Source organism: Prolixibacter sp. DSM 2831 (assembly GCF_056493735.1).
Genome location: NZ_CM151379.1, coordinates 1881063 through 1893385, shown reverse-complemented (window position 1 = coordinate 1893385; position 12323 = coordinate 1881063). Strand labels below are relative to the sequence as shown.

The following is a 12323-nucleotide window of genomic DNA, read 5'->3' as shown; positions in this document are numbered from 1 at the left end:
AAACCCGCACTGCTCATAGCCGGGCACGTTGTGTGTAAGGGAATAACGAGCTCCAAGAAATTAAATATTTGTAAATTGAAATGAAAATTATTGTACCTCATTATGAAGTATTAAATACAACTACTGAAATTGATTTTTCTCTATTTGAATCTTTTAGTGTACATACAAAAGGTGAAATAGATTCAAATCAATTTTTGTTAAGTTTATGGCATCAACTTGATAATGAATTAGGAAATGAAAATGGTAGATGTCCTTGGGCATATTTTCCTAAAAGACACAAATTGAAGAAAAATTTATTAACAATATTTGGTATTGTTGATACTTCTATAGGTCATTTTTATGTAGGCATTACTTATAAAAGAAAAGGGGATGTTGACTCTATTCATTTTTATTCCCTTAATGCTAAAGAAGATTATAAGCCAATAATAAAAGGTCTCATAAAGAAAGCAATTAATAATGTCGGTAATACAAAAATATACAATGTTACTGCTGAATTAAACAGTATGTTTGAAAATTTATATTTTGAGAATTATTCAGGAAAAAATTTTGAATTTTATATTGAAAAGAAAAAGACTAAAATCAAATTCCAGTTAAGCTCAATTGATGAATTTGAGGCTACTCAATTAACTGAAAAACGGCTTAGAACCTTGACTGCCTTTCTTGCAATAGAAACCAATATTCATTTTGATTATGACAATGTAACAATCAATACCGATGTTAATATAGAAAAACAAAAGGAGAAGATTGTAACGTTTCAAGAAGAAGTTTTATTGACTCATACAAATGAAAAAGGAATCAATTTTATAGATGATTATCCAATACATGAATCTAAGCTTCTTATTTCTGCAAAAGGTATTAGCTTTCTAAATAATTATGTATTTGTTGAGAGAGAATATTTGAACCCAAAAATTGTTCGAAACTTTTTTCAAGCTTGTATTCATTTTCAAAAAGGGTTAGCTGTCGAAACACCAATTATTAGACCTACTGCTCTTATGTTTGAAACTCAAACTTTATCTATTGCACCCATAGGCATATTTAATCAGCAGGCAATAATTAATAATGCAACGACATTTTATCTATCATCACTTGAAGTACTGTCTTATTATGGTTCTAAACAAGAAACTTGTGAATCATGTCATCAAATTCAATATAAAATAGGTCAAAGAGTAGCTGATTTCGTAAGAGAGAATCTTACTGAAGATTTAAGTAAAGTAATTAAGAAGCTTTATAATAATAGGTCTAAGTATTTGCATATGGGAGAAAATTCCAGTTCTAATTTAAATACCAATATTAAACCTACAATTGACAAATCAACTGCATCAGGAGTAAAAGATTATGGATTTCACACATTGAATATTAATGGTAATTGTGTTGGTGTGTATACTGGTAATGTTCGAGAATGGACAAGCTACTGTTTTAGAAAGTATTATCGTGAAAAAATATTGATAAATTGAGAAACCCCAACACACAACAATGGCTAATACGCAATATGCTTGCCGCGGGCGCAACACAAGCACAATGCGCATGGCCGGCACGTTACCAGCAAGCAAAATAGAGCATCATGGAAACTAAGGAGATAAAATTTAAAAATAAGACAGCTATTAGAGTCTATCCTGAAAATGATGACTTTATGACGGTGAAAGAAGTTCTCGCCGATGGAAGTTGGATTGTGTATCCTTTTAGATACGATGAGGATAAAGGGACAATTTCGGCTCGATATGAAAATATTGTTTCCATAAAAATTGAGAAGAAAACAAAAATTGAGAAGGGACTATATCAAAACATAAAATACGGTTTAGGTTTTACATCAAAGGCTAGAGAAATTCCAACATATATTCAAAAAAAATTTCCGAAAGTCAAACATCTTGTAATCTCAAGTAATTTAAAAGAAAGTGATGTTAAAGACGATACAATATATTTTACGTTGGTAGCCTTTAATAATATCATAAGTACACTCTATGGGACAAAAGACTTTCACAAAAAAGAAGTAGAAGAAAATATTGGAGCTGAGTTTTTCGGTTACTTCACTGACCTTTTTGATTACAAAGAACCTGGATATGTTGGCGACGATATTTATAATAGATATCTTCCATATGATTCGTTTGATAATTTGACAGAAAATGATTTTAAAACAATAGAGAAAATCATAAAGCATGTTCCTGTAAAAATTTCCTCAAAAACGATTGTTACTACACGAGAAACAGTTGATAAGATTTACTTAGAAAATATAATTGAAAAGTTTTCTGAGTTAATGGGAAAAAATGTAACAACAAAAGATGCTATTGATAGGCTTGAAAAACAGTGGCAAAAGTTCTTTAAACAGAATTCTTGGCTGTTGGCTCAATTGTTTTATTCGCCAGTGACTTTATTTGAAGATGAGGCTTACGTTGGTGGTAAAGAAGTAACAAATAAGAATGGAAAACTAGCTGACTTTTTATACAAGAATGAATTTGATAATGTTGCTTTGATTGAGATAAAAACTCATTTGACACCACTGATGGAGACTTCTGCATATAGAGGAACCGATGTATTTGCTATGTCAAAAGATGTAAACGGAGGATTAAGTCAAGTTTTAAATCAACGTGATAACCTTTTGAAAGAGTTTCATGGACTTAGATATAAAAGCAAGGATGACTTTGAGGCATTCAATCCTCATTGTTTGCTGCTTGTTGGAAAATATGCAGATTTAAATAAAGAACAAAGCAAATCATTCGAATTAGTTAGAAATAGTAGTAAAGATGTGACTATTGTAACTTTTGATGAGCTTGAAAAGAAAATTCAGTCAATGTATGGAATTATGACTGGAGAAATAAAAGGAAATTAATCAATGCCAACTGGTAACACTGTATATTCAAAATGGGTGAGATTGTAGTAAATTAAAGGGCAGTAGCCCGCTTTAAATTGTCTCGAATTGATAAGTTTGAAGCCCGTAATCGCCCATATTTGCATATACTTGTCCGTTGTGCGTCACATCGACTCAATTCAAATAAGTCATTAGGTTAAAAATAAGAACAGGTTGATGATTTTATTTAAGAAACTGAAGGGAATGGTTATTGAAATGTTATTAGCAATATTCTCTCTAATTTCATTTTTCCCAAATTTATCGTACTTATCAATTGGCTTTTTTATTTTAAATTTTTTATTCTTTAAAAAACATATTCGCGCAACCTGGGTCTTTTTTAATATTGCCATACTTGTCAACATCGTATTCTTGGTTTTTTTAAAACCATCATTTGACAAACAAGAAAAGCAATTCTATAATACTGGATATAGTCCTAATTGGAAAGAGATAACTATTAATAAACTTAATTATTACAACAAAAAGATTATCGAGTTTAAAAAGAAACATGGATTTTTACCTGACAAATTAACTGATATTCAAAATGGTTACATGGACTTTTATGACTTGTCATATGTGGTTGAAAGTAAAAATAAAAACGTGATATTTGCACACTTCTATTATGAAAAGACTGATTCAAATAAATATTACCTACTTGGAATTGGACCAGACGGCAAGCCTAAAACAGCAGACGACATATTGCCAAGTATATCTACCAAGGACACTATAAACACTGGATTATTGAAGTATAATATCGAAGATAAATCAAAAAAGCACACTAATAAAATTGATAGTAAAAAGGTAAATTACAATTAAAATACGCCTCACAACATATTGTAATATGGCAAGCTGCCATTTACGTTCGACAACTGAATCTTTACACATATGAAAAACTTCGAAGGAAAAACAGCCCTAATCACCGGCGGGGCTTCCGGCATCGGGAAACTGATGGCCGGCATCCTGTTGGAACAAAAAGCCAAGGTCATCATCTGGGACCTCAACCAGCAAGGAATTGATGAAACCATTGGGGAGTTGTCGGCCCGCGGTTCCATTGCCGGCTACCGAGTGGATGTAGCCAATGTGGAGCAGGTAAAGGAGACTGCTCAGAAAGTGAAGACAGAACACGGTGTGGTAGATGTGCTCATCAACAATGCCGGTATCGTGGTTGGGAAGTATTTTCATGAACATACCACGAACGACATTCTGAAAACCATGGAGGTCAACACTCATGCGCCGATGCTGGTTACCCGTGAATTCCTGGGCGACATGATGGAGCAAAACTCGGGGCACATCTGCAACATTGCCTCATCGGCCGGGATTGTCTCCAACCCGAAAATGGCCGTGTATGCCGCCAGTAAATGGGCCGTTACCGGCTGGTCGGACAGCCTGCGCCTGGAAATGAAACAGCTCAAGAAAGATGTCGGTGTGACTACCATTATGCCCTACTACATCAACACCGGCATGTTCGACGGAGTACAATCACGCATCCCGATTCTGAAGCCCGAACCAACGGCCCGCCGGATTATCAAAGCCATGAGAAAAGGAAAAAAGATGGTTACCTTCCCGCGGTACATTTACCCGCTCACCCGCATCAGTCAGGGGCTGTTTTCGACCAACGGCTTTGACTGGCTGGCCAGCAATATATTTGGAATTTATAAAACAATGGAACATTTTAAGGGACGCAAATCATAACGTTTGGAACACACCACGATGAACGATACAGCTGAACAGATCATTGTTGAGAAACTGGAGAGCCAGCGGGCTTATTTCTCCACCCATCAAACCCGGGATGTCGGCTTCCGGTTAACGCAGTTGCGCAAGCTCAGGCAAGCCATCGACCAATACCGTGAGAAAATAGAACAGGCATTGTGGGTCGATTTGCACAAGTCGCCCGAGGAAGCCTTTCTGACCGAAATCAGCATTGTGACCGGCGAAATCGATAACCACATCAAGCACCTGAAGAAGTGGGCCAAACCGAAACGTGTTTCCACGCCCATTCAGCTGTTACCGTCATCGAGTAAAATCATCTACGAGCCGCTGGGAGTCGCCTTAATCGTGGCCCCGTGGAACTACCCGTTTCAGTTGTTGATCAATTCGCTGGTGGGCGCCATTTCAGCCGGCTGCTGCAGCATCTTGAAGCCTTCACCCGATGCGCCAACCATTGCCCGGGTAATGGAAGAGATGATTCACGAACACTTTGCCCCGGAATATGTGAGTGTTGTTCAGGGAGGAAGAGAAACCAACACCCGCCTGTTTGCCCAGCGTTTCGACATCATCTTTTTCACCGGCAGTCCGAAAGTCGGGAAAGTAGTGATGGAAGCAGCGGCCAAACATTTGACACCGGTGGTGCTGGAACTGGGTGGCAAAAGTCCCTGCATCGTCGATGCAGATGCCAACCTCGATATCGCTGCCAAACGTATCGCCTGGGGAAAGTTGATCAATGCCGGGCAAACCTGTATCGCTCCCGATTACCTGCTGGCCCACCAATCGGTGAAAGACCAGCTGCTGGATAAAATCGCTGAAAACATCCGGTCGATGTACGGCCCCGACATCCAACAAAGCCGGTTCTATCCCCGCATCGTCAGTGAACGGGCCATGGAACGACTGACCGGATTGTTAAACCAGGGAACCATCCATTCCGGCGGCGAAGTGGATGCCGGCGAAAAGTACATCGCTCCCACCATCATCGACAATGTGTCACCTGATTTCATGGTCATGCAGGATGAAATCTTCGGCCCCATCCTTCCGGTGATGACCTTCGAACACATCGACGAAGCCATTGGATACGTGAACAAAAACGAAAAGCCCCTCGCCTTCTACTATTTCGGCAAGAATAAACAGGCAAAAGAAGTCTTAGCCAAAACTACTTCCGGCGGAGGCTGCATCAACGACACCCTACTGCACATTGCCAATCATCATATGCCCTTTGGCGGCGTTGGCAACAGCGGTACCGGCAACTACCACGGCCGGGAGAGCTTTCTGGCGTTCAGCAACCAGCGCTCCATCGTCACTTCCCCCACGTGGATTGATTTGCCCTTCAAATATGTACCGTTTAAATACTTTTGGGTGCTGAAGAGGATATTGAAGTAAGAACTTTTACTGAGTAATTAAAAAAGCACCAAAGAGGCTCTTTGAAAACCCTTTTGGTGCTTTTCCCGCAACTGACGTTGCCTATTATTTTTTGGGCGTCAGCAATTTCTTCGAAAGAGGTTTTACCCAGAGTGTTTCGAGTAATACGGAAATCAACACGGTCATAATCGTGGCCGAGAGAATAATCTCACCCCAATAAATCAGGGTTTGGTCATGACTCATAAATCCGATATTGAGAGGAATAGCCGCCAAAGCTGCCGGAACCACTCCTCTTGGCCCTTCCAGTGAAATAAACAAGTATTCTTTCCAGTTCCATTTTTTCAACGGCACGATGGCTAACGCAGCAATGGGACGGGCAATAAAAACAACCCCTAAAGCAATGATAGCACCTTTTAACAAGGTTTCGTTGAGAACAGAAATATTAACAGTGGCACCGAACAAAATAAAGATGAACACACTGGCCAAATCAGAGATGATTTCGTTAAAGTGCATCTCCTCATCAACGAATTTATTGAACCCTTCGTGTTCGTTCCATTTCTTAAACAGGATGGCGTGGTTTCCGAAGACAATCCCGATGATGGTCGCCACCAGGTATCCCGATGACTGAGCAGCTTCACCGACCAGGAAACCTCCGAATGCGATGGAAATACCAAAAATCTGAGGAAACAGTCCCGGTTTCAGCCAACGGATGGTCCAGTAACCGAGCACTCCCATTCCCAGTCCCAGCGCCAGGGATGAAACAATCACATAGAGGAAGTAAATCACTCCGGCCGGGTAAATGGATGTGTATTGAGCGATATTTTCGATGAGATGCGCCTGGTCGGCATGCGGAGCCACCATGGCAATGGCCAGGGTACTCAACACAATCGCCAGCGGATCGTTGAAAATAGATTCGGTGACAATGACGGTTTTGATGTTCTCATCCACCTTGTTCTGCTTGAACAGGGGAATCAACGTAGCCGGGTCGGTGGCCGCCACAACGGTTCCGAAAAGCATTCCGGCTCCAAAAGGAAGGTCGAACAGATAAGAGAACAGGAAGCCACTGACAGCGGCTGTTAAAATCATCCCGACGGTAGCCATTATCCCGATGGTTGCAATGTGCTTTTTAATCATGGACCATTTCAGATTATGCCCCTCTGTATATAGGATGAGGACCAGTCCCAGCACACGGGCATAGTTAAAAATGGTGTGTCCCTGATCGTTCGGAATCAATCCGAAAACAGGTCCAAATAAGAAGCCCAGAACAATCAGTATCGGAATAGAGGAAATATGCACTTTTTCACTCAGCAAAAACGCAAAAAATCCGAGCGTCATGACGGAGATAATGGTTAAGTCAATAAGATCTGTATGCGACATTTTATGGTTCTTTAATCTGGTTATTTTACAATTATAGAATCATCCGATTCCGGTATTTGTTATAACAATTGTCAACTCAAAAAATCAGGGTACAAATATAAAAAAGCTCGTAGATTGTTTCTAAATAAGATGCCGATTTTAAGCAAAAATGTTTTTAAGCACAGCACATACTCCCCAACTTACAGGTTTGTTAACCGAAATACATAAAATTTTAGGCTTCAGAATGGAATAGTGAACCTTACTCTAAACAAAAAAAGTGTTTCCCTAAAAAAATGGTTCCCAATATTATCAGGCAAGTGGCAGCGTAAACCAGAACTCCGAGCCCTCTCCTTCCACGCTGTGCACATGAATTTTGCCACCATGCATTTCCACGAACTCTTTGCACAGGAACAGTCCCAGGCCGGTTCCTTTTTCGTTACCAGTACCAGGAAGGCTATCGATGGTCCGGCTTTTGAAGAGCTCGGCCATTCGTTCCGGAGAAATGCCAACGCCGTTGTCTTTCACCGAAACTTTCACCTGATTCTCCTTCATTTCGATTGACAGATCGATGGTTCCGTTGGGGTTGGTAAACTTCAATGCATTGTTCAGCAAATTGACCAGCACGATCTGGAGCAGATTCTTATCGGCATTCACCATCACCTCTGCACCGGCGTTAACGCGGAATTGAATTTCCTTCATCCGGGCCTGGTTGTCGAACATCGATTTCACATCGGTCAGCAATCCGCTCAAATCGAACTCTTCCTTGTACAATCGAATGGTATGCTGCTGCGAGCGGGCCCAGGTCAGCAAATTGGAGATGAAACGATAGGTCTCTTCCGAGGTTTGCTGAATCAAACGGCCGTTACTTTTGGCCCCAGCCATATCACCTTCGTCCAGGTCCTCCATCAACAGTTCACTTGTTCCCAACAGCGCATTGAACGAACTGACCAAATCGTGCGAAACGATGGAGAGGATTTTATCTTTCGATCGATTCGACTGCAACAGTTCGGCGCTTAACCGGGAAACAGTCCGGTGCCGCAGAACCAGAACAAGCGAAAGTACCAACAGCAATACGATGATTATTATGGCATAAATCTGGTCCTTCTGTTTTGCCTTTAAGTCCTGATGAACACGATTTAGCTGCTCTGTCATCTGAAAGCGGTCCTTAATTTCGGACAAAGTTTGATATTGCAAAGCCGAAAACAACGAATCGTACGTGGCAACATAGTTTTGATAGTTCCCGGATGACTTGCGGAACTCTTTTAACTGATGATAGAATTCGCCCTTGGCTTTGTAAACCTTCAGGATATTCGGGGTAAGTTTCGATTTCCGGGCATTGACCAGGGCCTCATCCAGGATTTGTTCCCCTTCTTTCTCTTTTCCGGTTTTCGCCAACACCTTCGCCATTCCCAATTGGCTATCAATCTCACCCGTTGGATTTTTCCTTTCCCGGCATAACCTCAATGCGCCCTTGAAGTAAACATAGGCCGAATCGTACTGAGCTTTGCGCAGAAAAACATCGCCCATTCCCTGCATGGAATAAGCCATGTAGTTCTTGTTCTTAATTTGCTCGTGCTTTTCCAGCGACCGGCGGAAATAATACATGGCCGAATCGGTCTGCCCTTTCAGGAACAATGTCCGCGCAATCTCCAGGTTGGCTGAAGCAATCCCGGTGGAATCGTTAAAGGTTTGGCGAAGGGCGATTGCCTTCCGGAAGTAATCAAGCGCCGTATTGTATTTCTCGTTAATACGGCTCAACTCCCCCATGTTGATGTAACTGTACGCAATACCGGGTGCATTATGCAAACGCTCGAATATAGCCATCGATTTTTTAGCATACTCGAACGCCAGCGGAATATTCCCAATCTTATAGAAAGCGTCCCCCAGGTTATTGTACACATAAGCAATTTCCACCGAATCCTTTACCTGCAAACTAAGAGGCAATCCCAGGTCGTAATACGATATCCCTTTCTGAATCTCGTACTTGTAATGCTGATACAGGACACCGACGTAATTGTAGAGCGTGGCCAGCTCTTTATCGTAGCCTTCCGCTTTGGCAATCTTTATCGCTTTCAGTCCATACTGAATAGCCTCATCAGTGTTCTTTTCCCGGTTTTTCCAACACCATGCCGAAAGCATTTTCACCTGATCCAGCTTGGGCAGCGAATCAAGTTTTTTCAATTCACCGGACGAGATGGTTTGCCCGTAAAGTTGCGAACTGAATGCAAATACCAGAATGTATATAGTGAAATACGACAGTTTCCTGTTCATACGATGCTCAAAATTTGCGCTAAAGTTAAAAATTAAACGTGTTGAATTAAACGGTTTTCCCTGTCCAATATTGCAGTGCAGCCATCTTTACACAGGGAATTTGTATACCAAGAGATTATTTAATAAGAGGAATTATCCTGACGAAGCAGAAATAATCCCTCTCAATCAATAAATTAAAGCTTTCTTCCGATATAGAAAACGTAACCGTAATAATCCTTGTATTTGTGGTACAGCTGAACCTCATGCCGTTGGTTCGCAATGAACTCTTCAGCCATTTTATTTCCGGCATTTTTCTTCAGAAAAGCTTCATGTGCTGCCTCCTGCGGTGAATAAAAATCTTCGGTCCAACAGCTTTCCGGAAGGATGAAGGTTGCTACCGGAACGTACCCGGCTTGTTGCATTTGGGCTACCTTGCGGGGAATCGTGTCAATCTCCGGGTAAGCATCCTGCCAAAATTCATCAATCTCAGCCGGACGTTCGTCGGTAAACCACGACGCCTCGGAAACGGCGAGGTAACCTCCTCGTTTCAGAAATTGCCGCCATTCGTTCAGTCCACGCTCAAAGCCTATGTTGTAGATCGCGCCTTCCGACCAAATCAGATCCAGTTCTTCTTCCTGAAAAGGAAGATCATCCATGGAACCAACGATACCTTTCACCCGATTCTGAAGATTCAGCTTACGTGCATTGGCATTGAACAAGTCCACAAACCCTGGAAACAGGTCGATACCGGTAATTTGTCCGGGAGCATGCTGTGCCAACACCATCGTTTGGCCGCCTGTTCCACAACCAAGGTCCACAATGCGGGACTTGTCCGTCAGATTGTCGACAAAGCTCAATGCCTTCATTGTTATTTCAGGACTGCCGGGACCTTGTCGTTCAACGGTGGCAAAATACTCGCAGATTAAATTCACATCGAATTCGTGAATGGATTTATTTTCGTTACTCATGACGTTTAAATTTAAGATACCTGAAACCTCCGCACAATGGCACAGTGCTCATCTGCAGGGCATCAGAAAGTGATTTATTATACAGACATGAAAATAACTCCGGCAGGAATGTGCCTGAGTTGCTTAAGGGATAACCCCGGCAGAACGCCTAAGGTTATTTACTTCACCAAATCCGAATTCAATTTAAACATCCAATGGTTTTAGACGGGGTAAAGGTAGAGATTTTTCAGCTACTGATTATCAACAAAATGTAATTTATTTCCTCTTTTTTTTCAGAAAAATGTAACGATTCGCCAATTGTAAGTCTAATCGATCAGAAAACATAATTTTAAAAGAAAATTGATGAAAAAACCGTTACGTTTCCTGAGCTTCCTATCATTTGGTATTGGCAACCTGCTTCTGATTTTTAGCAGAATATTTAGTGACAACCTGAATGATTTTCTGCTGGGATTTTTAGAGGGAATTTCTGTGGTACTAATTATCAATGGAACCATTTACCTGACCCGTTGTGCCATTAAGCGGGAACATCCGCTGAAGACCAACAAATAAGGTAAACTGAAAAATAGCTTACCAGTTCTTCAGCAGCTCGGCAATTACAAAGCCGAGGTAGTTGCCAATGGCATAGCCGATAATACCAACGGTCAGGCCGGGAACCACAATGCGGCGGTTGTGAAGCGCTCCGGCGACGACCGGCACAAAGGGCGGACTGCAAATCAATGCCGTGCTGGTAATGATAACCGTATCGGTGTCAATTTTGAAAATGCGAGACAAGATGACCTGCAACACAAGCGAACCGAAAATCACCATCGAGACGTAATAGAAAAGGGTTGGCGCGCCGTTAATCAGGTCCGGAATATTTACCATGGAAGCGACCACCACACTGAACACGAGCACCAGGTACATGCCTAGTTCAAACGACTTTTCGATGTGGTTAAACGCCGGCACAAACGAAGCGGCCAGTCCCAGCGTCGTGATCAGCAACATCACCACCGGCACCTGGTAACTCTCGGGAAACAGGAAAGATGCACCCCCTGCTACCGCGAAAATAGCGACAGCCAAAGCAAACGCCTTCAGCAACGGAATGTATTTGTCTCGTTTCAGCATGCCCCAATACGGATCACTTCCATCCAAATCAGTGAAATCATCCGCCTGATGCGTTCCTTTCGGGGTAACCGGCAACACCCAGTTGAAAACCCGCTGCCCAACCGAAATCAGGAAAAAGAAATAGGCTCCCGAAATAATTAAGTCGCTGGTGTGCGTGATAAGATAATGCGTATCGTCTACTCCCAACATAAACTTCAGGGAAGCGAGGTTCGGCGTGCCCCCGGTATAAACGCCAATCAACATGCCGGCAATCTTCCACAAATCGTCCTCTTGTCCCCGTAACGTCAGGTAACCTATGACCACAACCACCGTCACGCTGAAAATGCCGATTATCATGGCAAGCATGGTACGCCGGGCCAAATGCATTGCATCGCGTAGATTAGAGGAGAAAAGCATCAGCGGAATGGCCAGCGGAATAACGATAGCTGTGATGGTATCCTGAATCGCATGGCTTCCTTCCGGCAAAATCGGCAGGTTACCCAGTAACAATCCGACGAGGTAAGCTACGACCACCGCACCAAGCTTATTGACAAACTTGTATCGGTGATTCAGGTGCAGAACCAGCAACGGAGAAAATAAATAAAAGATAACCAACAGAATTTGTTTCAGGAGCAACATAAGCTTAAGTTTATGTACAGCAAAGTGGCCGTAAAAATAGGATAATATCCGCACTTCGCCTATTTCAATAAGTCATCGGGGAGTTGGCAATGAACCTCCGGAGACGTTCCCTGTTAATG

The 12323-nt window shown here is 42.0% G+C and carries 10 protein-coding genes; 6 read left to right on the top strand and 4 right to left on the bottom strand.

Translation table 11 applies throughout. The features are described from left to right. Positions 1-80 precede the first annotated feature (80 nt). The 5 genes from AC060N_RS07565 to AC060N_RS07545 all read left to right on the top strand — a co-directional run bounded on the left by AC060N_RS07565 (position 81) and on the right by AC060N_RS07545 (position 5929). On the top strand, positions 81-1454 hold the full coding sequence (locus AC060N_RS07565; protein WP_479526555.1) for a hypothetical protein: 1374 nt from the start codon (positions 81-83) through the stop codon (positions 1452-1454). 107 nt (positions 1455-1561) lie between these two features. Then, positions 1562-2824, top strand: coding sequence for a Shedu immune nuclease family protein (locus tag AC060N_RS07560; protein WP_479526554.1), 1263 nt, complete (start codon positions 1562-1564; stop codon positions 2822-2824). Between the two features lie 222 nt (positions 2825-3046). Next, the gene (locus tag AC060N_RS07555) at positions 3047-3655 is read left to right on the top strand and encodes a hypothetical protein (RefSeq protein ID WP_479526553.1); all 609 of its coding nucleotides are present in this window, start codon (positions 3047-3049) and stop codon (positions 3653-3655) included. A 69-nt stretch (positions 3656-3724) separates the two neighbouring features. Beyond that, positions 3725-4531 (top strand): SDR family oxidoreductase, encoded by an 807-nt coding sequence (locus AC060N_RS07550; protein WP_479526552.1) that lies wholly within the window; start codon positions 3725-3727, stop codon positions 4529-4531. Between the two features lie 18 nt (positions 4532-4549). Then, a complete protein-coding gene (locus AC060N_RS07545) occupies positions 4550-5929 on the top strand; it encodes an aldehyde dehydrogenase (RefSeq protein WP_479526551.1) in 1380 nt (459 codons plus the stop codon). A gap of 84 nt (positions 5930-6013) precedes the next feature. On the opposite strand, the gene AC060N_RS07540 is transcribed toward AC060N_RS07545, so the two are convergent. The 3 genes from AC060N_RS07540 to AC060N_RS07530 all read right to left on the bottom strand — a co-directional run bounded on the left by AC060N_RS07540 (position 6014) and on the right by AC060N_RS07530 (position 10482). Next, positions 6014-7285 carry a cation:proton antiporter gene (locus tag AC060N_RS07540; protein WP_479526550.1) on the bottom strand — a complete coding sequence of 424 codons (1272 nt, stop codon included), beginning with the start codon at positions 7283-7285 and terminating at the stop codon, positions 6014-6016. A gap of 288 nt (positions 7286-7573) precedes the next feature. Beyond that, positions 7574-9535 (bottom strand): tetratricopeptide repeat-containing sensor histidine kinase, encoded by a 1962-nt coding sequence (locus AC060N_RS07535; protein ID WP_479526549.1) that lies wholly within the window; start codon positions 9533-9535, stop codon positions 7574-7576. A 173-nt stretch (positions 9536-9708) separates the two neighbouring features. Further along, positions 9709-10482 carry a class I SAM-dependent methyltransferase gene (locus tag AC060N_RS07530; protein ID WP_479526548.1) on the bottom strand — a complete coding sequence of 258 codons (774 nt, stop codon included), beginning with the start codon at positions 10480-10482 and terminating at the stop codon, positions 9709-9711. Positions 10483-10824: 342 nt separating this feature from the next. On the opposite strand from AC060N_RS07530, the gene AC060N_RS07525 reads away from it, so the two are divergent. Next, a complete protein-coding gene (locus AC060N_RS07525) occupies positions 10825-11031 on the top strand; it encodes a hypothetical protein (protein WP_479526547.1) in 207 nt (68 codons plus the stop codon). An 18-nt stretch (positions 11032-11049) separates the two neighbouring features. On the opposite strand, the gene AC060N_RS07520 is transcribed toward AC060N_RS07525, so the two are convergent. Beyond that, positions 11050-12204 carry a DUF819 family protein gene (locus tag AC060N_RS07520; RefSeq protein ID WP_479526546.1) on the bottom strand — a complete coding sequence of 385 codons (1155 nt, stop codon included), beginning with the start codon at positions 12202-12204 and terminating at the stop codon, positions 11050-11052. Positions 12205-12323: the final 119 nt, after the last annotated feature.

What these genes read in the sequence shown, in the direction of transcription:
- AC060N_RS07565 (WP_479526555.1), top strand. Translation starts at nt 81, where the DNA reads ATGAAAATTATTGTACCTCATTATGAAGTATTAAATACAACTACTGAA.
- AC060N_RS07560 (WP_479526554.1), top strand. Translation starts at nt 1,562, where the DNA reads ATGGAAACTAAGGAGATAAAATTTAAAAATAAGACAGCTATTAGAGTC.
- AC060N_RS07555 (WP_479526553.1), top strand. Translation starts at nt 3,047, where the DNA reads ATGGTTATTGAAATGTTATTAGCAATATTCTCTCTAATTTCATTTTTC.
- AC060N_RS07550 (WP_479526552.1), top strand. Translation starts at nt 3,725, where the DNA reads ATGAAAAACTTCGAAGGAAAAACAGCCCTAATCACCGGCGGGGCTTCC.
- AC060N_RS07545 (WP_479526551.1), top strand. Translation starts at nt 4,550, where the DNA reads ATGAACGATACAGCTGAACAGATCATTGTTGAGAAACTGGAGAGCCAG.
- AC060N_RS07540 (WP_479526550.1), bottom strand. Translation starts at nt 7,285, where the DNA reads ATGTCGCATACAGATCTTATTGACTTAACCATTATCTCCGTCATGACG.
- AC060N_RS07535 (WP_479526549.1), bottom strand. Translation starts at nt 9,535, where the DNA reads ATGAACAGGAAACTGTCGTATTTCACTATATACATTCTGGTATTTGCA.
- AC060N_RS07530 (WP_479526548.1), bottom strand. Translation starts at nt 10,482, where the DNA reads ATGAGTAACGAAAATAAATCCATTCACGAATTCGATGTGAATTTAATC.
- AC060N_RS07525 (WP_479526547.1), top strand. Translation starts at nt 10,825, where the DNA reads ATGAAAAAACCGTTACGTTTCCTGAGCTTCCTATCATTTGGTATTGGC.
- AC060N_RS07520 (WP_479526546.1), bottom strand. Translation starts at nt 12,204, where the DNA reads ATGTTGCTCCTGAAACAAATTCTGTTGGTTATCTTTTATTTATTTTCT.